Here is a 24,761-nt window from a genome sequence, read left to right as displayed (position 1 = left end):
AAAAGGCGGGGTGACGGGGTCATACATGTTGTACATGCACTGGCTTTTAGCACACTGTTGAGTTCTCAAGAAACGGGCGCGTACACCGTCGAACCAGACCAGCCGAACCGATCCAGCCCTTCGGGGCATACCTCTTCAGTTCAAACTCTACCAGTTTGCCAGAACCGCGTCAAACGACGCGTCCGACGATCAAGCAGAGATCTTTGGGACACCCTGTCTCCAGGGCGGCCCCGTGAACTTACCGTGCAATCCGCAGTGCGTCGAACTCGACCGGATCACCGAGAACTCAACGCCACCTGCGATCTTGACAGACGCCGCTACAGGCGGCCAAGCCAAGCAGCTCACCCTGGGGCCCGTCCGCCGCGATCGGCGTCCGGTTCGCTCCCGGGTGCAATGAAGATTAGGCGGCGCTCCGGGGCCAGTCAAATCGCGGCTCTGGCGGATGTGCAGGTCAACGACCTCCCTGCCACGAGCGCCCGCCTTTGCGACCGGAACGTTACATTGCGCCGAACACATCGCGACCCAACGGCTACACCCACCACACTCACCGCGACCTCGGGCAACGCCCCGGGAACCCTGGGAAGTGCCCAAGGCCCCGGGACATCGGGACGACGAGCCCGGATCAGGCTCCGGTGACCTCGACCCCGCCGATCGATCGCTTGCCCCGCCGCAGGACCAGGTAGCGGCCGTGCAGGAGGTCGTCGCCTGCGGGCACGTACGCCTCGTCGGTCACCTTGGTGTTGTTGAGGTAGGCCCCGCCCTCCTTGACCGCGCGCCGCGCCGCCGACTTCGACTCGACCAGGCCGCTCTCGGCGAGGAGGTCGACGTAGACGGCGCCCAGGGCCGGGACCGTGGCGCGGGGCACCTCGGCCAGGGCCGAGCCGAGGGTACGTTCGTCCAGCTCGGACAGGGAGCCCTGGCCGAACAATGCCTTGGAGGCGGCGACCACGCGGGCCAGCTCGTCCGCGCCGTGTACCATCGCGGTCACGTCCTCGGCGAGGGTCCGCTGGGCCTCACGGGCGGCCGGCCGGTCGGCGACCGCCTTCTCCAGCGCCTCGATCTCTTCGCGGCCGCGGAAGGTGAACACCTTCAGGAAGCGTACCACGTCGCGGTCGTCGGCGTTCAGCCAGAACTGGTAGAACGCGTACGGCGAGGTCAGCTCCGGGTCCAGCCACACCGCCCCGCCGGCCGTCTTGCCGAACTTGGTGCCGTCGGCCTTGGTGATGAGCTTGCCGGTCAGGGCGTGCACGTGCGCGCCCTCGACCCGGCGGATGAGGTCGACGCCCGCGGTGATGTTGCCCCACTGGTCGCTGCCGCCCACCTGCAACGCGCAGCCGAACCTGCGGTACAGCTCCAGGTAGTCGTTGGCCTGCAGGATCTGGTAGCTGAACTCGGTGTAGCTGAGCCCCTCGCCGGCCAGCCGCGCCGAGACCGACTCCCGGGCGAGCATCCGGTTGATCGGGAAGTGCTTGCCCACGTCGCGCAGGAAGTCGATGGCCGACAGGCCGGCCGTCCAGTCCAGGTTGCTGACCAGCTCGGCCGAGGTCGGCCCGGGCTCGAAGGACAGGAACTTCTCCACCTGCGCGCGGATCCGGGCGACCCACTCCGCGACGAGGTCGGATGAGTTGAGCGCGCGTTCGGTACTGCGCCCGCTGGGGTCGCCGATCAGGCCGGTGGCCCCGCCGACCAGGCCGATCGGGCGGTGGCCGGCCCGCTGGAAGCGGGTGAGGATCAGCAGCGTGGCGAGGTTGCCCAGGTGGAGCGAGGGCGCGGTCGGGTCGAAGCCGATATAGACCGTGATCGGACCCTCGGCCAGCGCCGCGCGCAGGGCGTCGGCGTCGGTGGTCTGCGCGAGCACGTCGCGCCATTCGAGCTCATCGAGGATGTCCGTCACGTTCCTGACTTTCGTCGTTCGGTCACTGATACGAAGCCGATGCGCATCCACGCGCATGACCCGGTACGGCAAAGCCTGCCCGATCGGACGCCCGGTCCGCCACTCGAAACCCTCACCCGTGCGGGGCGACCGCCGCGCGGCGGCGGGGCACATGCGCCCGGTACGGCGAGACCGTCGGGTCCTTGTCGATCCAGAAGCGCCACGGCGTGTCCACCCCCGTGGAGATGCCCGTGCGCGGGCCGGAGAGCACCACGGGTTCGTCCGCCCCGCCGGGGCGGACGCTCAGCGGGCCGCCGTCGCAGGCGTCCAGGCCGTTGTGCTCGCGGCCGAAGCCGAGCGCGGTGGCCAGCCGCGCGGGGCCGCGGGCGAGGTCGCGGTCGCGTACGGCGGGGCCGCGCCGCTCGCGTGCCTCGGCCGCGCCCTCGATGATCTCCCCGGCGCGCAGCAGCACCGCCGAGCCCTCCCCCTCGCCGCGGCAGACGAGGTTGGCGCAGAAGTGCATCCCGTAGGTGAAGTAGACGTACAGGTGGCCGGGCGGCCCGAACATCACCGCGTTGCGCCGGGTCATCCCCCGGTAGGTGTGGGAGGCGGGATCTTCGCCCGGCAGGCCGTACGCCTCGACCTCGGTCAGGCGGAGCGCCACCGGCCCGTGGACGAGCACCTTGCCGAGCAGGTCGGGCGCGACCTCCTCGGCGGGACGGGCGAAGAAGCCGCGGTCAAAAACCGGTACGGCGGGCACCCTACGCGCCCGCGGCCCAGGCCGCCTGGGCGTCCACGACCTCGCGCAGCGAGATGAGCTGGTCGCGGACCCGGTCGGGGGCCGTGCCGCCGTGGGCCTTGCGGGCGGCCAGGGCGCCCGGCACGTTGAGGACGTCGCGCGAGTCGGGGGTGAAGTGCGGGGAGACCTTGGCCAGCTCCTCGTCGGTGACCCCGTCGAGGGTCTTGTCGTGGACCTGGCACCACACCACCAGGTGCCCGACCGCCTCGTGCGCGTCGCGGAACGGCACGCCCTTGCGGACCAGCAGCTCGGCCAGGTCGGTGGCGAGCGCGAAGCCGTCGGGGGCGCTGGCGGTCAGCCGGGCGGTGTTGACCCGCATGGTGGCGACCAGCCCGGCGACCGCGGGCAGCACCAGCAGCAGGGTGTCGACGGCGTCGAACACCGGCTCCTTGTCCTCCTGCAGGTCGCGGTTGTAGGTGAGCGGGAGGCCCTTCAGCACGGTGAGCAGTGTGGTCAGTGCGCCGATCAGCCGCCCGGACTTGCCCCTGGCCAGCTCGGCGACGTCGGGGTTCTTCTTCTGCGGCATGATCGAGGAGCCGGTCGAGTAGGCGTCGTCCATCTCGATCCAGCGGAACTCCTGGGAGGCCCACAGGACGATCTCCTCGCCCAGACGAGACAGGTGAACGCCGATCATCGCGGCGCAGAACAGGAACTCCGCGGCGAAGTCGCGGTCGGCGACGGCGTCCATCGAGTTGGGCGCGGCCGAGCCGAAGCCCAGCTCCTCGGCCACGGTCTGCGGGTCGAGCGGCAGGGAGGACCCGGCGAGGGCGCCGGCGCCGAGCGGGGAGACCGCGGCGCGGCGGTCCCAGTCGCGCAGCCGGTCGATGTCGCGGGCGAAGGCGTGGACGTGCGCGAGGAGCTGGTGGCCGAAGGCGACCGGCTGGGCGTGCTGCAGGTGGGTCATGCCCGGCGCGGCGGTCTCGGTGTGCTTCTCGGCCTGGCTCATCAGCGCCGTCTCCAGCTCGACCAGCCTGGAGACGATGTGCCTGACGTGGTCGCGCAGGTAGAGCCGCAGGTCGGTGGCCACCTGGTCGTTGCGGCTGCGGCCGGCCCGCAGCTTGCCGCCGAGCGCGCCGAGCCGTTCCAGCAGCCCGCGCTCCAGCGCCGTGTGCACGTCCTCGTCGGCCACGGTGGGGCGGAAGTCCCCGGACACGCAGGCGCGCTCCAGGTCGTCGAGCGCGCCGATCATGCGGCTCAGCTCGTCGTCGTCCAGCAGCCCCGCCCGGTTCAGGACCCGGGCGTGCGCCCGGGAGGCCAGCAGGTCGTACGGCGCGAGCCGCCAGTCGAATTGAACACTCACCGACAGGCGTGTCAGCGCGTCGGCGGGACCCCCCTCGAACCGGCCGCCCCACAACCGCATCGGCTTGCCACCCTCACTCACCGTGTCTCCCTCCCTTTTCCTTCCGCGACCTTACTCCGACCCGCGCACCACTTGAGCGTGTCCATGCGACGCGCCGGTCACCAGCCGAGGTGACCGGCGCGACGAGGTGGTTCACCGGCGGGTGTCGCGGGCCGCGGCGATCTTCGATGGCAGGCTCCACAATTCCACGAAGCCCTTGGCCGACGACTGGTCGAATGTGTCGCCGGTGTCGTACGTGGCGAGGCCGAAGTCGTACAGGGAGGCCTCTGAGCGGCGTCCGGTGACGACCGCCCTGCCTCCGTGCAGGAACATTCTGACCTCGCCGGTGACGTGGCGCTGGGCCTCCGCGATGAAGGCGTCCAGGGCCCTTCTCAGCGGGGAGAACCACAGCCCGTCGTAGACGAGTTCGGTCCAGCGCTGGTCGACGCCGCGCTTGAACCTGGCGAGGTCGCGCTCGACGGTGACGTTCTCCAGCTCCATATGGGCGGTGATCAGGGCGATCGCGCCCGGCGCCTCGTAGATCTCCCGCGACTTGATGCCCACCAGGCGGTCCTCGACCAGGTCGATGCGGCCGACGCCGTGCTTGCCCGCGCGGTCGTTCAGCTCGGCGATGATTTCGAACGGCGTCAGTGCCCTGCCGTCGAGGGCCACCGGCACACCGCGGTCGAAGGCGATCACGACCTCGTCGGGCTCGCGGGACCGCGCCGGGTCGGAGGTGTAGGCGTAGACCTCCTCGGACGGGCCGTTCCAGATGTCCTCAAGGAAGCCGGTCTCGATGGCCCTGCCCCAGATGTTCTGGTCGATGGAGTACGGGGACTTCTTGGTGACGTCGATCGGCAGGCCCTTCTCCTCGGCGAACGCGATGGCCTTGTCGCGGGTCCAGGCGTGGTCGCGGGCCGGGGCGATCACCTGCAGTTCGGGGGCCAGCGCGGCGAGGCCGGCCTCGAAGCGGACCTGGTCGTTGCCCTTGCCGGTGCAGCCGTGCGAGACATGGGTGCCGCCGAACTCCCTGGCCGCGGCCACCAGGTGTTTGACGATCAGCGGGCGCGACAGCGCGGACAGCAGCGGGTAGCGGTCCATGTAGAGGGCGTTGGCCTGGAGCGCGGGCACGCAGTACCCGGCCGCGAACTCCTCGCGGGCGTCGACGACGATGGACTCCACGGCGCCGCAGTCGACGGCCCGCCGCCTGATGACCTCCATGTCCTCTCCGCCCTGACCGACGTCCACCGCGACGGCGAGCACGTCGGCCCCCATCTTCTCGGCGAGGAACGGAATGGCGACGGAGGTGTCCAGGCCACCGGAGTAGGCGAGTACGACGCGGTCGTTCATGGCGAATCAGCTTCCCGATATCAGAACTTCCGGATGGGCGGTCGGGTGGGCCCGCGTCAGGAAGACGCGGGCCAGGTACGTCGATCGGCCGCCTTCAGCAGGGCCTCGGCGACCGCCTGGCCGCCCTGGGGGTCCCGGCTGATGACGAGGATCGTGTCGTCTCCCGCGACGGTGCCGAGGATGGTCTCCCAGTCGGCGTGGTCGATCGCCGAGGCGAGGAACTGCGCGGCGCCGGGCGGGGTGCGGGCGATCACCAGGTTGGCCGACGCCTCGGCGGAGACCAGCAGCTCCTCGGCGATGCGGCGCAGCCGGGCGGCGGGGCTCTCCCCCGCGCCCAGGCGGCGCGGCTGGATGCGCGCGCCGCCCTCGCCGGGCAGCGCGTAGACGAGCGAGCCGTCCTCGGCGCGCAGCCGCAGCGCGCCCAGCTCGTCCAGGTCGCGCGAGAGGGTCGCCTGGGTGACCTCCACGCCGCTCTCGGCGAGCATCCTGGCCAGCTCGGGCTGGGAGCGGACGGCCTCGCGCCGCAGGAGTTCGGTGATGCGGGCCTGCCTGGCCGCCTTGGTCGCCGGGATGGTCATGACGCGCTTTCCAGTAAGAACGTGAGCAGCGCCTTCTGCGCGTGCAACCGGTTTTCGGCCTGGTCCCAGACGGCGCTGTGCGGTCCGTCGATGACCTCGGCGGTGATCTCCAGGCCGCGGTAGGCGGGCAGGCAGTGCAGGACGACGGCGTCGGGGGCGGCGTACCCCAGCAGCTCCGCGCAGACCTGGAAGGGCATCAGCGCGGCGATCCGTTCGTCCTTGTCGCCCTGGCCCATCGACACCCAGGTGTCGGTGGCGATGACGTGCGCGCCGCGCACGGCCGCGGCCGGGTCGGAGAGGGCCACGACGGACCCGCCGGTACCGGCCGCGATGGTGGCGGCCCTGTCGAGGATCAACGCGTCCGGCTGGTAGCCGGGGGGCGCGCCGATCCGCACGTGCATCCCGGCCGTGGCGCCGCCGAGCAGGTAGGAGTGGGCCATGTTGTTGGCGCCGTCGCCCAGGTAGGCGAGGCTGAGCCCGGCCAGTGTGCCGGTCCGCTCCCGGATGGTCTGCAGGTCGGCGAGGACCTGACAGGGGTGGAAGGCGTCGGTGAGGGCGTTGACCACCGGTACGGTGGCGGCCGCGGCCATGGCCTCGATGCGCTCCTGGCCGTAGGTGCGCCACACCACGGCCGCGACCTGGCGGGACAGCACCCGCGCGGTGTCCTCGATCGGCTCGCCCCGGCCCATCTGGGAGCTGCCCGCGTCGATGATCAGCGGGTGGCCGCCGAGATCGGCGATGCCGGTGGCGAAGGAGACGCGTGTCCGGGTGGAGTGCTTGTCGAACAGCACGGCGACCGTCTGCGGACCGGCCAGCGGCCGGTGGCCGAAGCGGCTCTTCTTCATCGCGTCGGCCAGGTCGAGGACCTGGGCCTGCTCGGCCGGCGACAGGTCGTCATCCTGTAGGAAATGCCTGGTCATGGCTGCGCCTCCGACAAGATCGCGGGCAGGGTGGCGACGAAGGAGGCGATCTCGGCCTCAGTGATCACCAACGGCGGGGCCAGCCGGAGCGCACCGGGTTGTACCGCGTTGACGAGGAATCCGGCGCGCAGGGCGGCGGCCTGGACCTGGGGGGCGAGGTCGGCGGTGAGCAGGACACCGAGCCACAGACCGCGCCCGCGGACTCCGGCGAGTAGGGGGTGACGGATCGCGGCGATGCCGCGGGCCAGCGCCAGCCCGGCCGAGTACGCCTGCTCCAGCAGGCTCTCGCGTTCGATCGTGTCCAGCACGGCCAGCGCCGCCGCGCACGAGACCGGGTTGCCGCCGAACGTCGAGCCGTGGTCGCCCTTGGCGAACAGCGTGCCCGCGTCGCCGAGCCCGATGCACGCGCCGATCGGCATGCCCCCGCCGAGGCCCTTGGCCAGGGTGAGGATGTCGGGCAGCGGGCCTTCCGCCTGGTGGGCGAACCAGTAGCCGGTCCGGCCGATGCCCGACTGGATCTCGTCGGCGACCAGCAGCGCGCCGGTGGCGTCGCAGATCTCCCTGGCGGCGGCGAAGTAGCCGTCCGGCGGCGTGAGGACGCCCGCCTCGCCCTGGGTCGGCTCAAGGAAGATGCCGGCGCACTGGTCGGTGACGGCGTTCTTGAGCGCGTCGGCGTCGCCGTAGGGCACGAAGCGGACATCCAGCGGGAAGGGCCCGAACTGCTCGCGGATGGACGCCTTGCCGGTGAGGGACAGCGCGCCGAGCGTGCGGCCGTGGAAGCCGTTATCCGCGGCCACCAGGTAGTTGCGCCCCCTGGCCTTGCCGTACTTGAGCACCAGCTTCAGCGCGCACTCGTTGGCCTCGGTGCCGGAGTTGGCGAGGAACACCCTGCCCGGCGCGTCGAGGAGGTCGAGCAGCCGCTCGGCGAGCAGCACCTCGGGCTTGTGCACGAACAGGTTGGAGGTGTGCGCCAGCGTCGCGACCTGGTCGGAGACGGCCTGGACCAGGGCGGGGTGGGCGTGGCCGAGCGAGCTGACCGCGATGCCGCCGATCAGGTCGAGGTACTCGCGCCCGTCCACGTCCCAGACGCGGCAGCCCAGGCCGCGCGCCAGCACGACGGGCGGTACCCCGTAGTTGGGCATGAATGCCGCCTCGAAGCGTCCCCTCAGGTCCAGGGAATCGGCGGATGCGGCGTCGCCGTGCGGGCTCACGCTCGGGCCTCCTTGTCGGCGGGGTCTGTTGTCTCGTCTGTGTCGTCCGTGTCCTGGGGGCGGCCGGTCTTGCCGGCGGGGACCACCATGGTGCCCACGCCCTCGTCGGTGAAGATCTCCAGGAGCAGGGCGTGCGGCACCCGCCCGTCCAGTACGTGTGCCTGCGGCACTCCGCCGCGCACCGCGGTGAGGCAGGCCCCCATCTTGGGCAGCATGCCGCTGGACAGGGACGGGAGCAGCTCCGCCAGCTCGTCGTCGGTGATGCTGCCGATGATGTCGTCGCTCGCGGGCCAGTCGGCGTACAGGCCCTCGACGTCGGTGAGCACCACGAGTTTCTGCGCGCCGAGCGCGACCGCGAGCTCGGCGGCGGCGGTGTCGGCGTTGACGTTGTAGACGGTGCCGTCGTCGCTCCTGGCGATGCTGCTGATCACCGGGATGCGCCCGTTGTCGAGCAGCGCGCGCACGGTCCCGGCCTCCACCTTGACGATGTCGCCGACCTGCCCGATGTCGACCTGCTCGCCGTCCACGACGGCGTACTTGCGGGCGGCGGTGAACAGGTGGGCGTCTTCTCCGGACATACCGACGCCGAACGGACCGTGGTCGTTGATCAGCCCCACGACGTTCCGGTTGACCTGGCCGACCAGCACCATCCTGACCACTTCCATGGCCTCGGGGCTGGTGACCCGCAGCCCTGCGGTGAAGCTGGACTCGATGCCGAGCCGGTCGAGGTGGGCGCTGATCTGCGGGCCGCCGCCGTGTACGACCACCGGCCGCAGCCCCGCGTAGCGCAGGAACACCACGTCTTCGGCGAACGCGGCCTTGAGTGCGTCGTCGGTCATGGCGTTGCCGCCGTACTTGACGACGACGGTGGCGCCGTGGAACTCGGCCAGCCACGGCAGCGCCTCGATCAGCGTCGTGGCCTTCGTGGCGGCGGTGAGGTCGCTCATGTGGAGTACGCCGAGTTCTCGTGGACGTAGGCGGCGGTCAGGTCGGTGGTGTGGATCGTGGCGGACTCGCTGCCGGCCGACAGGTCGATGGTGACCGTGACGTCGCGGGGACGCAGGTCCACCTTGCTCCGGTCGTCGCCGGCCGCGCCGCCGCGGCAGATCCAGATGCCGTTGATCGCCACGTTGACCCGCTCGGGCTCGAACACCGCGTCGGTGGTGCCGACCGCGGAAAGGACCCGCCCCCAGTTGGGGTCTTCGCCGTGCACGGCGCACTTGAACAGGTTGCTGCGGGCCACGGCCCGGCCCACGGTGACCGCGTCGGCCACGGTGGCCGCGCCGATGACCTCGATGGCGACCGCCTTGGTGGCGCCCTCGGCGTCGACCAGGAGCTGTCTGGCCAGATCGGCGCAGACCTCGGTGACCTTCTCGGCGAACTCGGCCTCGGCCGGGGTGACCCCCGCGGCGCCGCTGGCCAGCAGCAGCACGGTGTCGTTGGTGGACATGCAGCCGTCGGTGTCGAGGCGGTCGAAGGTGACCGCGGTGGCCGCGCGCAGCACCGCGTCGAGGCGGTCGGCGGGCACGTCGGCGTCGGTGGTGATCACGCACAGCATGGTGGCCAGGCCGGGGGCGAGCATGCCCGCGCCCTTGGCCATGCCGCCCACCATGTATCCGTCGCCGCGGCGGAAGGAGATCTTGGAGACAGTGTCGGTGGTGCGGATCGCGTCGGCGGCGTGGAGCCCGCCGTCCCTGCTGAGCCGCCCGGCGGCGGACTCGACGCCCGCCAGCAGCGCGTCCATGGGCAGCCGCTCGCCGATCAGCCCGGTGGAGCACACCGCGACCTCCCCGGCGGACTCGCCGAGCAGCCCGGCGGCCTTCTCGGCGGTGGCATGGGTGTCCTGGAAGCCTTCGGGGCCGGTACAGGCGTTGGCCCCGCCGGAGTTGAGGACGACCGCCGTGACCCGCCCGCCCGCGAGCACCTGGCGGGACCACAGCACCGGGGCCGCCTGGACCCGGTTGGCGGTGAAGACCCCCGCGGCGGCGCGGGAGGGCCCGTCGTTGACCACGAGCGCGAGGTCGCGCTGGGCGCCCGACTTGAGCCCGGCGGCGACGCCCGCCGCCCTGAATCCGAGTGGTGCGGTAACGCTCATGGAGCGACTCCGTTGCGGGGAAGGCCGGCTTCTTCCGGCAGGCCGAGAGCGAGGTTGGCGCTTTGGATCGCGCCTCCGGCGGTGCCTTTGGTGAGGTTGTCGATGGCGATCACGGCGATGATCCTGCCCGCCCGCTCGTCCAGGGCCACCTGGAGGGCCGCGGTGTTGGATCCGGTCGTCATCGCGGTGGCGGGCCAGGTGCCCTCGGGCAGCAGGCGCACGAACGGCTCGGCGGCGGTCGCCGCGTGGTACGCCTCGCGCAGCGCGCCCGCCGTGACGCCGGGAGCGGCCGGGGCGGTGCAGGTGGCGAGGATGCCGCGGCTCGTCGGGGCGAGGGTGGGGGTGAAGGAGACCCGCACGGCGCCGCCCGCCACGGCGGTGAGGTTCTGTTCCATTTCGGGGGTGTGGCGGTGGACGCCGCCCACGCCGTAGGCGCTGACCGAGCCCATCACCTCGCTGCCGAGCAGGTGGGGCTTCAGCGATCGTCCCGCGCCGCTGGTGCCGCTGGCCGCGACCACCACCACGTCGGGGCCCGCCATGCCGGCGGCGAAGGCGGGCGTCAGCGCGAGGGTCACGGCGGTCGGGTAGCAGCCGGGGACGGCGATCCTGCGGGTGGCGCGCAGGCGCTCGCGCTGCCCGGGCAGCTCGGGCAGGCCGTACGGCCAGGCGCCCGCGTGCGGGCCGCCGTAGAAGTGCTCCCAGGCGGCGGGGTCGGTCAGGCGGTGGTCGGCGCCGCAGTCGACCACCAGGGTGGCCGAGCCGAGGCTCGCGGCCAGCGCGGCGGACTTGCCGTGCGGCAGCGCCAGGAAGACGACGTCGTGGCCGTCCAGGGTCTCGGGGGTGGTGTCCACCAGTCTGCGGTCTGCGAGCTCGGCGAGGTGGGGCTGGTGGTCGCCGAGGAGGGCGCCGGAGTTGGACCCGGCGGTCAGCGCGCCGATCTCCAGCTCGGGATGGCCCAGCAGCAGGCGCAGCAGCTCACCCCCCGCGTATCCGCTCGCTCCGGCGACGGCCGCGCGCGCTCCCAATTCGACTCAGCTCCTCTGCTTTTCGCATATTCATGCATTACCTTGCATGAGCTTGCTAAAGAGTATGCATCAGCAGGCATGCCCATGCAAGCGCACTTCCGAACGCCCGGGACGGCCACCTTCGGCTGCCCCCGCGCACATACCGGTCGGTATCCTTGCGCTGGCCCGCCGGTTCCCGCCGCCCACGCCGAGGAGATCACGTTGACCCATGACGAGGTGGAGTCGCTGCTCACCGCGCCGGGGCGGCTGTTCGAGATGACCGAGGCCGAGGCCGGCGGGCACCGCATCCGCACCTGGAAGAACGCTCCCGCGCACTTCCGCGCGCTGCTGACGGCCAGCCGCAGGCACGGCGAGCGGGTGTTCCTGCGCTATGAGGACGAGCGGGTCACCTTCGAAGACCACTTCCGCCGCGCCGCCGCGCTGGCCGGGCGGCTGGCCGGGGAGTACGGCGTGGCCAAGGGCGACCGCGTCGCCATCGCCATGCGCAACTACCCCGAATGGGTGGTCGCGTTCTCCGCGATCCTGGCCGCCGGGGCGGTGGCGGTGCCGCTGAACGCCTGGTGGACCAGGCGGGAGCTGGCCTTCGGGCTGGCCGACTCGGGGACGGCGGTGCTGATCGCCGACGGGGAGCGGGCCCGGCTGATGGCGGGCGCGGACGTACGGATCATCGTCACCCGGCCGGACGGGAGCCCGCCACCGGGCGCCGCCGTCCTTGCCGACCTGATCGGAGAGCCCACCGCCGAGGTGGCCCTCCCCGAGGTGGACCTGACGCCGGACGACCCGGCCACCATCTTCTACACCTCCGGCACCACCGGACGGCCCAAGGGCGCGCTGGGCAGCCAGCGCAACCTCGGGCAGGCCCCGCTGACCGTCGGCTACTCGCTGTCGCGCGGCGCGGCCATGCGGGGCCACGACCCGCGGCGAGCCGGGCGCCGCCGGGTCACCCTGCTGACCGTGCCGCTCTTCCACGTCACGGGCTGCTTCGGCACCATGCTCTCGGCCATGTTCGGCGGCACGACGGTCGTGCTCATGTACAAGTGGGACGCCGGGCAGGCACTCCGGCTGATCGAGCGGGAGCGGATCACCGGGGTCACCGGGACCCCCACCAACGCCTGGCAGCTCATGGCCCACCCCGGCTTCGGCGACCACGACGTCGCGAGCCTCGGCACGCTGTTCTACGGCGGCGCCCCGGCCCCGCCGAGGCTGCTCACGCGCATCCGTGACCGGCTGCCCGGCCGCGCGCCTTCCAACGTGTACGGCATGACCGAGACCAGCGCGCTGATCATCGACAACGGCGGCGGGGCCTACTCCGACCGCCCGGACAGCGTGGGCAGGCCCGTCCCGGTCGTGGACGTGCGGATCATCGCCCCGGGGGGCGCGAACGCCCGGCCCGGTGAGGTGGGCGAGTTGTGCGTGCGCGGCGCCCCGGTGGTCGGCGGCTACTGGAACCGGCCCGAGGCCACCGCCGAGTCCTTCGCCGGCGGCTGGTTCCGTACCGGCGACCTGGCCCGCGTGGGCGAGGACGGCCTGGTCTACATCGTGGACCGGGTCAAGGACATGGTCATCCGCGGCGGCGAGAACGTCTACTGCGCCGAGGTCGAGGCCGCGCTGTTCGAGCATCCGGCGGTGCGCGACGCGGCCGTGATCGGCGTTCCGCACGACGAGCTGGGCGAGGAGGTGGGCGCGGTGATCCGTACCGCGCCCGGCGCGCCGCTCGCGGCGGGCGACCTCACCGGCTTCCTCAGGGGCAGGATCGCCCCCTTCAAGATCCCGGCCCACTACTGGTTCCGGCAGGGCGAGCTGCCCCGCAACCCCGGCGGCAAGATCGTGAAGGATCTCCTGCGCCGGGAGGTCCTGGGCGCCACCTGACCGGCCGCGCGGGCGGGCCGGGCGGAAAACGGTTTGCTTTGCGCGGCGTGGCGCGGTGACAATCTTCGTTCGTGCCTGATTCGGAACGGTCATTGCGCGCGCTGATCCGCCATCTGCGGATGGACCTCGGCCCGCTGCGCGAGTCCCGCGATTTCCGGTTTCTCATGGGCTCCGGGCTCATCACGATGTTCGGCAGCTTCCTGACGTACGTCACGGTGCCGTTGCAGATGAAGCAGCTCACCGGGTCCTATGTGGCGGTCGGCCTGATCAGCCTGGCCGAGTTCGTGCCGATGGTGGTGTTCGGCCTGTGGGGCGGGGCCATCGCCGACGCGCTCGACCGGCGCAGGATCGTGCTCATCTGCGAGGCGGGCCTGGCGCTGGTCGCGGCCCTGCTGACGCTCAACGCGCTGCTGCCCGACCCGCAGGTGTGGGTGCTGTTCGTGCTGGCCCCGCTGCTGGCGGCGCTGGACAGCCTGCAGCGCCCCAGCCTGGACGCCATGGTGCCGCGGGTGGTACGGCACGGCCAGCTCACCGCCGCCGCGGCCCTGATCAGCTTCCGCTGGAACCTCGGCGCCATCGCCGGGCCCGCCCTGGCCGGGCTGATCGTGGCGGCAGCCGGACCGGCCGTGACCTACGGCATCGACGTGCTGACCTACCTGCTGTCGCTGCTGTTGATGTGGCGGGTGCGGGCGACGCCGCCGCGCGAGGACGCCCCGCCGGCGACCCTGCGCAGCCTGGCCGAGGGCGTCCGTTACGCGGTGCGCCGGCCCGACCTGATGGGCACCTACCTGGTGGACATGGCCGCGATGTTCTTCGCCATGGCCAACGCGCTGTACCCGTTCCTGGCCGACGAGCTGCGCGCGCCGCACGCGGTGGGCCTGCTCTACTCCGCGGCGGCCGTCGGGGCGCTGCTCGCCTCGGTCACCTCCGGCTGGACGAGAAGCGTGCACCGGCACGGCATGGGCGTGATCCTGGCGGCGGGGGTGTGGGGGCTCGCCGTGCTGGCCGCGGCGTTCGCGCCCAGCCTGTGGCTGGTGTTCGCCTGCCTGGCCATCGCCGGCGGAGCCGACATGATCAGCGGCATCTTCCGCTCCACGATCTGGAACCAGACGATCCCCGACGAACTGCGCGGCCGGCTGGCCGGGATCGAGCTGCTGTCCTACTCCTCGGGGCCGATGCTCGGCAACGGCAGGGCCGGGCTGATGGCCGACCTCGGCGGCACCCGCTTCTCCCTGGGCGCGGGCGGCCTGCTGTGCGTGGGCGCGGTGGCGGCGATGGCGGCGGCGCTGCCGAAGTTCCGCCGGTACGACGCGCGCACCGACGAGCACGCGCTGACCGAACGCGCCCGCCGCGAGGCCGCGGCCACCTAGCGCGGCGGCATGCGAAAGGGCCGGTGCGAGGCTTTCGCACCGGCCCCTGCTCGGCCCTTCCGGGCTCACGAACCTCGCAGCCGGGCTCCGAGCCGCTCGGCGGCCAGCGCCACCGCGGCGTCACGGGCCGCGCTGGTCTCCTCGACGGTCAGGGTGCGGTCGGGGGCCCGGAAGCGCAGGGCGTAGGCGAGCGACTTGCCGCCCTCGCCGACCTGGGCCCCGGTGTAGACGTCGAACAGCCGGATGGACTCCAGCAGCTCCCCCGCCCCCTCGCGGAGCACCGCCTCCACGTCCGCCACCGGGGTGGCGGCGGGCACGATGAGCGCGACGTCCTGGGTGGCGACCGGGTAGGACGACACCGTGGGAGCCTGGGCCAGGCCGCTCATCGCGCTCTCCAGGCGGCTCAGCTCCAGTTCCGTGGCGCAGGTGCGCGGCGGCAGGCCGTACGCCTCGGCGACCCTCGGGTGCAGCTCGCCGGCGTGCCCGATCAGCACGTCGCCGACGTGGATGGACGCGCAGCGGCCCGGGTGCCACGGCTCGTGCGTGGCGGCGGCCACCACCGGCTCGAACCCGGCCTCGCGCACCACGACCCGCGCCGCCTCGATGGCGTCGGCCCAGGTCGCCGGGCGGCCGGGCCCCCACCAGCCGGACCGCTCGAACTCGCCGGCCAGCACGGCGGCGACGCGGTAGGGCTGCGCGGGCAGCGCCGCCTCGATCCTGGCCAGCTCATCGGCGGTGGGCCTGCGGTCCACGCCGAGGACCGGAGCGGTGGCGGGCGCGCCGGGAGCGGGCCGGTAGACCAGCCCGTTCTCGAACAGCGTCACATCGCCCGCTCCCCTGCCGACATTGCGGACCAGCGTCTTCAGCAGGCCGGGCAGCAGCGTGGTACGCAGCAGCGGCTCGTCCTCGCTGAGCGGGTTGGCCAGCCGCACCGCAGACCGGCGCGGGTCGCCGGCGGCCAGCCGCAGGTTGTCGAGGTCGCGCTCGCCCATGAACGGGTAGGCCAGCACCTCGACGTATCCGGCCGCGGCCAGCGCCCGCCCGGCGCGGCGGCGCAGCCGCTGCCCCTCGGTGAGCCCCCCGCCCGCCGGCGCGGTCGGGAGCACGGAGTCCAGGCGCTGGTAGCCCTCCAGCCGGATGACCTCTTCCGCCAGGTCGTTGGGGTCGGTGAGGTCCAGCCGCCAGGTGGGCGGGGTGACCGTCAGCAGGTCGGTCTCCGTGCCGCACACGTCGAGCTGCTCGCGCAGGTCGCCGCCGGTCACGGTACCGGTACCGGTCACCGGCCCGCCGCCGCACTGCGGGTCGGCGCCCTCGGCGACGGTGCAGCCGACCTGCTCCAGCCGCCGGATGACGGACTCGCGCGGGTAGCTCAGGCCGGCCACCCGCCCCGGGTAGGAGGCCGGGATGGTGATCCTGACCGGCTCGACGTCGATCGAGGCGTGGGTCACGCCCGGCCCCGCCGTACCGCCGCCCAGCTCGACCAGCAGCCGGACGGCACGCCAGGAGGCGTACAGCGGCAGCTCGCGGTCCACGCCGCGCTCGAAGCGCCGGGACGCCTCGCTGACCAGGCCGTGCCTGCGGGACATGCGGGCGGTGCCGGTGGCCGAGAAGTGCGCCGCCTCGATCACCAGTTCGGTGGAGCCGCCTGCGATCTCGGTCTCCAGGCCGCCCATGGTGCCGGCCATCGAGATCGCGCCCGACTCGTCGGTGATCAGGATGTCGTCGGTGTGCAGCTTGCGCACGACGTGGTCGAGCGTCTCCAGCGTCTCGCCCTCGCGGGCCCGGCGCACCACGATCTCGCCGGTCAGCCGGGTGCGGTCGAAGGCGTGCAGCGGCTGGCCCAGCTCCAGCATCACGTAGTTGGTGACATCGACGGCCAGCGACACCGGGCGCATGCCGGCCCGCAGCAGCCGGATCCGCATCCACAGCGGGCTGGGCGCGGCCGGGTCGAAGCCGCCGACCTCGCGCAGCACGAACCGGTCGCAGGCGGTGGGGTCGGCGATGGAGGCCGGGTAACCGGAATCCGCCGAGGCCGGCAGGTCGAGGTCGGCCGGGTCACGGAACGGCACGCCGAAGGCGGTCGCCGCCTCGCGCGCCACGCCCCGGATGGACAGGGCGTATCCGCGGTCGGGGGTGACCTCCAGCTCGATGACCTCATCGCGCAGGGACAGCAGTTCGACCACGTCGGCGCCGATCGGCGAGCCGGGCGACAGGACCAGGATGCCCGCGGAGGTCTCGGCGATGGCCAGCTCCTGCTCCGAGCAAATCATGCCGTCGGAGAGCCTGCCGTACGTCTTGCGCGCGCCGATCTCGAACCCGCCGGGCAGCACCGCGCCCGGCAGCGCCACCGGAACCCGGTCGCCGACCGAGAAGTTGGCCGCGCCGCAGATGATGCCGCGCGGCGCGGCCTCGCCCACCTCGACCTGGCAGTAGCGCACCGGCTTGTTGAACCCGGTCAGCTCCTCGATGTCGAGGACCTCGCCGACCACGACGTTCTTGATCTCGTGGCCGTAGGCGGTGATCGACTCCAGCTTCAGCCCGGCGGCGGTGAGCCGGTCGGCGATCTCGTGCGCGGTGACCGCGGGCAGGTCGACGAACTCCCGCAGCCAGGAGAGCGGGACCCTCATCAGACCTCCATCCCGAACGGGAGCGTGAACCGCACGTCTCCCTCGACCATGTCACGCATGTCCTCGGCGTTGTGCCGGAACATCAGGGTGCGCTCGACGCCCATGCCGAACGCGAACCCGGAGTAGCGCTTGGGGTCGACGCCGCAGGCGACCAGCACCCGCGGGTTGACCATGCCGCAGCCGCCCCACTCGATCCAGCCCTCGGACTTGCAGGTGCGGCACGGCGGGCCGCCCGGGACCGCGGAGGCGCCCCGGCACACGAAACACTTGAGGTCCATCTCGGCGGACGGCTCGGTGAAGGGGAAGTAGTTGGGCCGGAACCGGGTCGTCATGCCCTCGCCGAACATCACCTCGGCGAACCGGTCGAGGGTGCCCTTCAGGTGGCCCATCGTCAGGCCTTCGTCCACGGCGATCCCCTCGACCTGGTGGAACACCGGGGTGTGCGTGACGTCGAGCTCGTCGGTGCGGAACACCTTGCCCGGCGAGATGACGTAGCACGGCACACCGCGCGCGAGCAGCGCCCTGACCTGCATCGGCGAGGTCTGCGTGCGCAGCACCTTGCCCGAGTCGACCGATTCCACGAAGAAGGTGTCGTGGTCGGAGCGCGCGGGGTGGTCGGGCGCGATGTTGAGGGCGTCGAAGTTGAACCACTCGCCCTCCAGCTCCGGCCCCTCGGCGACCTCGTAGCCCATGGCCACGAAGACGTCGGCGACCCGCTCTTGCAGCGTGGTCAGCGGGTGCCTGGCACCGCGCGGCAGGCGGTCCCAGGGCAGGGTGACGTCAACGGCCTCATCGACCAGGACGCGCTCGTCGCGCTCGGCGGTGAGCTCGGTCTGGCGGGCGGCGAGCGCCTCGGCGACCGCCCTGCGGGCCACGCCCACGCGCTTGCCCGCCTCGGCGCGCGCCTGCGGGGGCAGCGCGCCGATCTCCCGGTTGGCGAGGGCGATCGGGGACCGGTCACCGGCGTGCGCCAGCCGTACCTTCTTGAGTTCGTCGAGATCGCCGGCCGCCTTGATGGCGGCCAGGGCATCGTCCCGCATGCGCGCCACCTCATCGGCGTGCAGCGGGGTTACCTCGACCGGGTCGTAGTTTGACAAGACAGAGCTCCGATTCAGGGCTTGAGCGGCACGAGTCTAGTGCTTTCCGCGCTGGAGCCCACCGGGAGGACGACCGCGGGTTCGGTCAGGCGAAGTCGGGCCTGCCGGTGGGCACGGTAAATCGGAAATCCGCGCCGCCCTCCGGGGCACGCTGCACGGTGATCGTGCCGCCGTGCGCCTCCACGAGACCCTTGACGATGAACAGGCCGAGCCCGGTGCCGCCGCGGCGGCGGCCCTGCCCCCGCCAGAACTGCCGGAACACGCGCGTGGCCAGCTCGGGCGCGATGCCCTCGCCTTCGTCCCGGACGGACACGGCCACTCCCCACTCGATCGGTTCCACGACTATTGTCACCGTACCGCGTCCGTGCCGCACGGCGTTTTCCAGCAGGTTCGCCAGGATTTGATCGATCTTGTCCTGGTCGAGCCAGGTCTCGGGGAGCTCGCCCTCCACGTGCAGCCGAAACCGGCCGTCTCGCTCACCGGCGGCCACCCGCCCGGCGATCAGCCGCCGGACCCGCGCCGGGATGTCCACCACCTGCCGGTGCAACTGAAGCCGGCCGGACTCGATGCGGGACACGTCGAGCAGCTCGGTGATCAGCCGGGTGACCCGGTCGGCGTCGGAGTTGACGGTCTCCAGCATGACGCGCTTCTGGTCGTCGGTGAAGCGGGACCATTTGGCCAGCAGCGTGGCGGTGAACCCCTTCACGCTGGTCAGCGGGGAGCGCAGCTCGTGGGCCACGGTGGAGACCAGGTCGGCCCTGCTGCGCTCCAGGCGGGCGCGGGCGCCCGCGTCGCGCAGGGTCACCACCACCCGGACGACCTCGCCGCCGCGCTCGGGCTCGCGTACCAGCCGGGCGGCGAGCAGCAGCTCCTGGCCGCCGGGGACCTGGACGTAGCACTCGGGCTGGCGGGTGCGGGTGCGCAGCCCGCCCGCGGGGTCGAGCCACTTCCACCACTCGCGCCCGTCGGGGTCTTTGAAGGGGAACACGTCGCGGATGTCGCTGCCGACCGCCGCCTCGGGCCGCACGCCGGTGAGCCGCGCCGCCGCCCGGTTGACCAGCAGGATCAGGCCCTCGTGGTCGATGACGATCAGGCCGTCGGGCAGCTCGTCGGCGCTGACCGGGCATGCGGCACCAGGGTGCGGCGTATCGGTGTTCTCGCCCTGCAACGACCCCGCCTCCTCGACCTACAAGGCGACAATAGCGGGTTTCCGGCCCCCTACGGCAGCCTCACTTTTCCCGCTGAGCCCGGGCAGATGCGTACAAACACACCGCTGCGGCGGTCGCGAGATTGAGGCTTTCCGCACCCCCGTAGATGGGCACGCGAACCACCTCGTCGGCCTCGGCGAGGATCTCTTCGGGCAGGCCCCACGCCTCGTTCCCGAAGACCCACGCGGTCGGCCCGGACAGGTCCACGTCGTCGAGCGTGCGCTCGCCCGCGCCGTCCGCGGCGAGCACTCGCAGCCCGCTCTCGCGAAGCCGGGCCACGGCGCGCCCGAACGGCTCGCCGGTGACGACCGGCAGATGGAACAGGCTGCCCGCGCTGGCCCGGACGCACTTGCCGTTGTAGGGGTCCACCGAGGCGTCGGTGAACACCACCGCGTCGGCCCCCGCGGCGTCGGCCGTGCGCAGCACGGTGCCCGCGTTGCCGGGGTCGCGGACGTGCGCCAGCACGGCGACCAGCCGGGCGTCCGCGCGCACGGCCTCGGTCAGCGGCACGTGCAGCAGCCGGCACACCGCGAGCACGCCCTGCGGGGTCACCGTCTGGGCCAGCTCGGCCATGACCTCTCCGCTGGCCAGGTGGACCGGTACGCCCGCCGCCGCGGCGTCGGCCATGATCTCCGGGTGCCTGGACCCGGCGTCGGCCGTGGCGAACAGCTCGACGGTGACGCCGGGCAGCCGCAGCGCCTCGCGCACCGCCTGCGGTCCCTCGGCCAGGAACGCCCGGTCGCGGTCGCGAAAGGCCCGTTTGGCCAATCGCCTGGCCGCCTTCACCTTCTGTGACCTGATGCTGGTCAGCTCGGACGTGGCCATCGCGCTCCCCCGCCGCTGGGACGAACAGGTCGGTACATACGAAACCGCCGTGACCTCACGGCCGCGCGGACCCTCGGATCGAGGTCCGCGCGGAGCCGCGCGATCACGGCGGACGTGGCGCCGTCAGGCTACCGGCGCGTTGACGTCGGCGGGCAGCGCCTTGCGCGCCGCCTCCACCAGCGTCGAGAAGGTCTGGGCGTCGGTGACGGCGAGATCGGCGAGGATCTTGCGGTCGACCTCGATGCCCGCGAGCTTCAGGCCCTGGATGAACCGGTTGTAGGTGATGCCGTTCTGCCGGGCCGCGGCGTTGATCCGCTGAATCCACAGCCGCCGGAACTGGCCCTTGCGATCCTTGCGGTCGCGGTAGGCGTAGGTCATCGAGTGGAGCATCTGCTCCTTGGCCTTGCGGTACAGGCGCGACCGCTGACCCCGGTAACCGCTCGCCCGTTCGAGAACGACCCGGCGCTTCTTCTTGGCGTTGAGCGCCCGCTTCACGCGTGCCATCTGTATCTATCTCCCCGGGAATCGCTTACTTGGCGAGCAGCTTCTTGATCTTCTTGGTGTCCGCGGCGGACATGACCACGTCGGGAGCGAGACGCCGGGTCAGGGTGGACGGCTTGTGCTCGTTGTAGTGCGCGCGGTTGGCCCGGCGACGGATGATCTTGCCGGATCCGGTCATCCGGAACCGCTTCTTGGCACCGCTGTGCGTCTTCATCTTCGGCATGGCAGCCGTCTCTCCCTCGTTCCTCGTGCCGATGCCCCGGGCCGGTCACCCGAGTCAAGGGCATGCCTGACATCGAGACCGTACCGGTCCCGGCTTGGTCGGCGGCCGAGGCCCCTGCGAAGGGGCCTACCGGCGGCTAACCTTCCTCGACAGCCTCGTTCGCCGCGTCATCGCCGCGTCGGGCCTTGGCGGCGGCCTTTTCGGCCTTGGCCTCGGCCTTCTTCTTGTGCGGCCCGATCACCATGATCATGTTACGGCCGTCCTGCTTCGGCTGCGACTCGACGAAGCCCAGCTCCGTCACGTCCTCCGCCAGCCGCCGCAGCAGCCGGGAGCCGAGCTCGGGCCGGGACTGCTCGCGGCCCCTGAACATGATCGTGACCTTGACCTTGTCCCCCGCCTTGAGGAAGCGCACGACGTGACCCTTCTTGGTCTCGTAGTCGTGCGGGTCGATCTTCGGCCGGAGCTTGATCTCCTTGATGATCGTGTGCGCCTGGTTGCGGCGCGCCTCGCGCGCCTTCATCGCGGACTCGTACTTGAACTTTCCGTAGTCCATGAGCTTGCACACAGGCGGCCGAGCGGTAGCCGCGACCTCCACCAGATCCAGGTCGGCCTCCTGGGCCAGCTTCAGAGCATCGTGGATGGAGACGATGCCGACCTGCTCACCGTTGGGACCGACGAGGCGGACCTCGGGTACGCGGATACGCTCGTTGATGCGGGGTTCGGCGCTGATGGGACCTCCTAGGTTTACGATCCTCGGCCGCCTCCGGGCGGCCGCCACGTGCTCGATCGTGCCGGGGTCCATACCGTGGCGCCAAACGCTGGCGATACGAAATGCCCCGCACGTCGCGCATGCGGGGCCACCGGGCCTGCTAGGCCCTCCGGAACTCGAATCCGGTGTGATCCTTGACCCGCCGGCCATGTGGCCGGTCAGGTGGGAGGAAGACCTCCGCTTGCGCATCCGGCAGGCATGCCGGACCGATCGAGTACTTACGTTACCACAACGCGCGTGGGCCGCAGAATCATCCCACGGCGCGGCGCGCCAGCTCCGCCTCGCCCGCGGCGCGCATCGCCGCAACGGGCACGTCGCCGCGGCCGGTCATCAGCTCCACCTGGCGCACCGCCTGGTGGAGCAGCATGGCGAAGCCGCTCACCACGGTGCCGCCCTTGGCGGCCACCGTCTCCGCCGCCGCGGTCGGCCACGGAGAGTAGGCGACGTCGAGCAGCGCGGGCACCCCGGCCAGCGCGCCGGCCATCCGGTCGGCCGCCCCGGCGGGCAGCGTGCTGATCACCAGGTCGGTGGCGGCGACGTCGGGAAGCGCGTCGAAGCCCCACACCGACAGCTTGACGCCGAGCCGTTCGGCGACCCGCAGTGTGTCCGCCGCGCGGCCGGGGTCGCGGACCACCAGCGTGGCGGTGTCCAGCCCGAGGTCGCGCAGGGCGGCCAGCGCGGAGGCCGCGGTGGCCCCGCCGCCGAGGACCGCCGCCGAGCCGGGGGCGCGCACGCCCGCCTCCCCTAGTGCCGCCACGATGCCGTGGACGTCGGTGTTGTCGCCGTGCCTGCCGCCGCCCTCGTCGAACAGGACGGTGTTCACCCCGCCCACCTCGACGGCCAGCTCGGAGACCGAGTCCAGGAGCGGCAGGACGGCCCGCTTGAGCGGCATGGTCAGCGACAACCCCGCCCACTCCGGCCCGAGCCCCGCCAGCAGGCCGGGCAGCTCCGCCTCATCGCACTCGATCGCCTGGTAGCTCCAGCCGGACAGGCCGAGCGCCGCGTAGGCCGCCCGGTGCAGGACGGGCGAGAGCGAATGGGCGATCGGGGAGCCGAGCACCGCCGCCCTCGCCGTACCGGGTGCCTGTGTCATCCGCCCTGGTAGTTCTTCTCGAATTCGCTCTTGAACCGCAGGAACTCATCGTAGTTCGTGGTGAACTTGGTGATGCCCTGCTTGGGGTCGGTGGTGACGAAGTAGAGCCAGTCGCCGTCCGCCGGGTTGAGCGCCGCCTGGATGGCGTGGTCGCCGGGGTTGCTGATCGGCCCGGGCGGCAGGCCGTCGATCTGGTAGGTGTTGTAGGGCGACTTGCTGGCCAGGTCGGCGTTGCTGGCGGCGATGCCGTACTTGTTCAGGCCGTACATGGTGGTGCTGTCCATCTGCAGGCGCATCGGCGGCTTCTGGGCCAGCCGGTTGTAGATCACCTTGGCGACCTTCGGCATGTCGGACGCCCGTCCGGACTCGGCCTGCACGATGCTGGCGATGGTGAGCAGTTGGTGCTGGGTCAGCCTGAGCTCCTTCGCCGCCTCCTGCATGCCGGCCTGCTCGGCGGCGGCCCCGTAGCGGTCCACCATCGCCGAAAGGATCTCGGTCGGCGTCGTCTTCGGCGTGATCTCGTAGGTCGCCGGGAACGCGTAGCCCTCCAGCTTGCCCTTCGCGGCGCGTGGCAGCTCGAGCGTCTTGGCGGCGGCCTCGAACTCCTCCACCGGGATCTTCGTCCGCTTGGACAGCTCGCCGAGGATCTGGGAGACCCGCAGGCCCTCCCTGATGGTGATCTTGGCCAGCAGCCGCTTGGAGGGGTCGAGCAGCGTGACCGCCTCCGCGGCGGCCATGCGCTTGCGCATCTTGTACTCGCCGGGCTGCAGGGAGCCGCTCTTGCCGGCCGCGTCGGCGGCGTTGGTGAACGCCCGCGCGCTGGCCACGATGCCCTGCTTCTCCAGGAGATCGGCGATCTCGGCGGCGCTCGCGCCCTGGCGCACCTCCACCACGATCTCGCCGGTGCCCTTGCCGACGAAGTCGTCGGGCACCATGACGTCGTTCAGCCACTGGTAGCCGTAGTAGCCACCGCCGCCGATGATGCCGAGCAGGATGATCACCGCCAGCATCGGCGCCAGGAAGCCGCCGCGGTTACGGCGGCGACGGCGACGCCGGCCGCGCCCGCGCCCTGAGGAGGATCGGCCGCGGCGCCGCGACCGCTCGTCGTCGTCATCGGTGCCGAGCAGGAAGTCCATATCGAGATCGTTCATAGGTGCGCTGGCCAATCTCCCGGTACGGACGGCCCGGCGTCAAGCAGATCAGCCGAACCGGTAGCGAGGCCGAGCCGGCCGGAACGGTGTCCCGGAGTGCCGGGTACGGTCGGCTGCCCCGACGGGATGGGGGGTATCCCACCGGACATCAATTCGTCCCGAGGTAATTCTGCGACTCTTCCCGGTATCTCACAGACTCGCTCTCTTTGTCAGGAAATTTCGTGATTCTAGCCTGGCTGGGCCATGCCCGTACCCCCTGCCGAACACCCCTGTCTGGATCCGAGGCCGTCACGAAGGTGCCTTCCCCGGGAAATTTCCCGCAGGAACCGCCGATAGTCCATAGTTCGGAAAAGTGTTATGGACGATGGATACCGTCAACGAGAGGCGCCTCCGGACCTCGTCTCGACGGGCCTGCCGGGCGGGCGGCCCGCGGCCCGCTCGGCGTCCAGGGCGGCCTGCAACAGCACGACGGCGGCGGCCTGATCCACCACCTCGCGCTGGTTCTTGGCGCGCACGCCGCTCGCGCGCAGGTCGCGCTGCGCGCTCACCGTGGTCAGCCGCTCGTCGAACAACCGCACCGGCAGCGGCGCCAGACGTACGGCGAGCCGCCGGGCGAAGGCCGTCGCCAGCTCGGCCGCCTTACCGGCCCGGCCGGACAGCGAGGTGGGCAACCCCACCACGATCTCGATGGCCTCGTACTCGGCGGCGATCTCCGCGATGCGGGCCAGGTCGCCCTTGCCCGCACGCACGGTCTCCACCGGAGTGGCCAGCAACCCGGAGGGATCGCTCCGCGCCACCCCGACCCGGACCGCCCCGACGTCGACGCCCAGCCGTACAC

At 71.9% G+C, this 24,761-nt stretch carries 22 protein-coding genes; 2 read left to right on the top strand and 20 right to left on the bottom strand.

The window, feature by feature from the left end; translation table 11 throughout:
• Positions 1–622 precede the first annotated feature (622 nt).
• From tyrS to argC, 10 genes are all read right to left on the bottom strand, one after another.
• Positions 623–1,894: a tyrosine--tRNA ligase gene (gene tyrS / locus C1I98_RS11825; RefSeq protein WP_111167216.1), complete on the bottom strand. Its 1,272-nt coding sequence runs from the start codon at positions 1,892–1,894 to the stop codon at positions 623–625.
• A 112-nt stretch (positions 1,895–2,006) separates the two neighbouring features.
• Positions 2,007–2,633 (bottom strand): DNA-3-methyladenine glycosylase, encoded by a 627-nt coding sequence (locus C1I98_RS11820; protein ID WP_111167209.1) that lies wholly within the window; start codon positions 2,631–2,633, stop codon positions 2,007–2,009.
• Position 2,634: 1 nt separating this feature from the next.
• Entirely contained in the window at positions 2,635–4,032 is a 1,398-nt protein-coding gene (gene argH, locus C1I98_RS11815) for an argininosuccinate lyase (RefSeq protein WP_111167208.1), read from the bottom strand.
• Between the two features lie 132 nt (positions 4,033–4,164).
• Complete coding sequence (locus tag C1I98_RS11810; protein WP_111167207.1) at positions 4,165–5,361, bottom strand: argininosuccinate synthase; 1,197 nt, start codon at positions 5,359–5,361, stop codon at positions 4,165–4,167.
• A gap of 56 nt (positions 5,362–5,417) precedes the next feature.
• Positions 5,418–5,939, bottom strand: coding sequence for an arginine repressor (locus C1I98_RS11805; protein ID WP_111167206.1), 522 nt, complete (start codon positions 5,937–5,939; stop codon positions 5,418–5,420).
• Entirely contained in the window at positions 5,936–6,859 is a 924-nt protein-coding gene (gene argF, locus C1I98_RS11800; RefSeq protein WP_111167205.1) for an ornithine carbamoyltransferase, read from the bottom strand. Before argF ends, C1I98_RS11805 begins: the two co-directional genes overlap by 4 nt.
• Positions 6,856–8,001: an acetylornithine transaminase gene (locus C1I98_RS11795; protein ID WP_233507766.1), complete on the bottom strand. Its 1,146-nt coding sequence runs from the start codon at positions 7,999–8,001 to the stop codon at positions 6,856–6,858. Before C1I98_RS11795 ends, argF begins: the two co-directional genes overlap by 4 nt.
• 65 nt (positions 8,002–8,066) lie before the next feature.
• Positions 8,067–9,017, bottom strand: a complete 951-nt coding sequence (gene argB, locus C1I98_RS11790; protein ID WP_111167204.1) for an acetylglutamate kinase — start codon at positions 9,015–9,017, stop codon at positions 8,067–8,069.
• Positions 9,014–10,165 (bottom strand): bifunctional glutamate N-acetyltransferase/amino-acid acetyltransferase ArgJ, encoded by a 1,152-nt coding sequence (gene argJ / locus C1I98_RS11785; protein WP_111167203.1) that lies wholly within the window; start codon positions 10,163–10,165, stop codon positions 9,014–9,016. Before argJ ends, argB begins: the two co-directional genes overlap by 4 nt.
• Positions 10,162–11,190 (bottom strand): N-acetyl-gamma-glutamyl-phosphate reductase, encoded by a 1,029-nt coding sequence (gene argC, locus C1I98_RS11780; protein ID WP_111167202.1) that lies wholly within the window; start codon positions 11,188–11,190, stop codon positions 10,162–10,164. The genes argJ and argC overlap by 4 nt, the downstream gene beginning before the upstream one ends.
• A gap of 201 nt (positions 11,191–11,391) precedes the next feature.
• Here argC and C1I98_RS11775 point away from each other — a divergent pair, with 201 nt between their 5' ends.
• Positions 11,392–13,059 carry a class I adenylate-forming enzyme family protein gene (locus tag C1I98_RS11775; RefSeq protein WP_233507755.1) on the top strand — a complete coding sequence of 556 codons (1,668 nt, stop codon included), beginning with the start codon at positions 11,392–11,394 and terminating at the stop codon, positions 13,057–13,059.
• Positions 13,060–13,130: 71 nt separating this feature from the next.
• Positions 13,131–14,429, top strand: coding sequence for an MFS transporter (locus C1I98_RS11770; RefSeq protein WP_233507747.1), 1,299 nt, complete (start codon positions 13,131–13,133; stop codon positions 14,427–14,429).
• Between the two features lie 65 nt (positions 14,430–14,494).
• Here the strand turns inward: C1I98_RS11770 and C1I98_RS11765 are convergent, their stop codons facing one another.
• The 10 genes from C1I98_RS11765 to ruvX all read right to left on the bottom strand — a co-directional run.
• Positions 14,495–17,056: a phenylalanine--tRNA ligase subunit beta gene (locus C1I98_RS11765; RefSeq protein WP_111167201.1), complete on the bottom strand. Its 2,562-nt coding sequence runs from the start codon at positions 17,054–17,056 to the stop codon at positions 14,495–14,497.
• Positions 17,056–18,096, bottom strand: coding sequence for a phenylalanine--tRNA ligase subunit alpha (gene pheS / locus C1I98_RS11760; protein WP_111167212.1), 1,041 nt, complete (start codon positions 18,094–18,096; stop codon positions 17,056–17,058). Before pheS ends, C1I98_RS11765 begins: the two co-directional genes overlap by 1 nt.
• Before the next feature lie 142 nt (positions 18,097–18,238).
• Positions 18,239–19,321: an ATP-binding protein gene (locus tag C1I98_RS11755; protein WP_111167200.1), complete on the bottom strand. Its 1,083-nt coding sequence runs from the start codon at positions 19,319–19,321 to the stop codon at positions 18,239–18,241.
• Positions 19,322–19,382: 61 nt separating this feature from the next.
• A complete protein-coding gene (locus C1I98_RS11750; protein WP_111167199.1) occupies positions 19,383–20,186 on the bottom strand; it encodes a TrmH family RNA methyltransferase in 804 nt (267 codons plus the stop codon).
• Positions 20,187–20,309: 123 nt separating this feature from the next.
• Entirely contained in the window at positions 20,310–20,690 is a 381-nt protein-coding gene (gene rplT / locus C1I98_RS11745) for a 50S ribosomal protein L20 (protein WP_111167198.1), read from the bottom strand.
• Between the two features lie 25 nt (positions 20,691–20,715).
• Positions 20,716–20,910: a 50S ribosomal protein L35 gene (rpmI, locus tag C1I98_RS11740; protein ID WP_111167197.1), complete on the bottom strand. Its 195-nt coding sequence runs from the start codon at positions 20,908–20,910 to the stop codon at positions 20,716–20,718.
• A gap of 136 nt (positions 20,911–21,046) precedes the next feature.
• Positions 21,047–21,688 carry a translation initiation factor IF-3 gene (infC, locus tag C1I98_RS11735; protein WP_438672077.1) on the bottom strand — a complete coding sequence of 214 codons (642 nt, stop codon included), beginning with the start codon at positions 21,686–21,688 and terminating at the stop codon, positions 21,047–21,049.
• Positions 21,689–21,929: 241 nt separating this feature from the next.
• Positions 21,930–22,772: a shikimate dehydrogenase gene (locus C1I98_RS11730; RefSeq protein ID WP_111167196.1), complete on the bottom strand. Its 843-nt coding sequence runs from the start codon at positions 22,770–22,772 to the stop codon at positions 21,930–21,932.
• Positions 22,769–23,923, bottom strand: a complete 1,155-nt coding sequence (mltG, locus tag C1I98_RS11725) for an endolytic transglycosylase MltG (protein ID WP_111167195.1) — start codon at positions 23,921–23,923, stop codon at positions 22,769–22,771. Before mltG ends, C1I98_RS11730 begins: the two co-directional genes overlap by 4 nt.
• 374 nt (positions 23,924–24,297) lie before the next feature.
• On the bottom strand, positions 24,298–24,761 hold a 464-nt coding region (gene ruvX, locus C1I98_RS11720; protein ID WP_233507746.1), incomplete at its 5' end, for a Holliday junction resolvase RuvX.

It is taken from the genome of Spongiactinospora gelatinilytica, assembly GCF_003236385.1.
Lineage (GTDB): Bacteria > Actinomycetota > Actinomycetes > Streptosporangiales > Streptosporangiaceae > Spongiactinospora > Spongiactinospora gelatinilytica.
The sequence above is the reverse complement of the archived record's forward strand: the minus strand, read 5'-3'. Positions and strand labels throughout refer to the sequence as shown.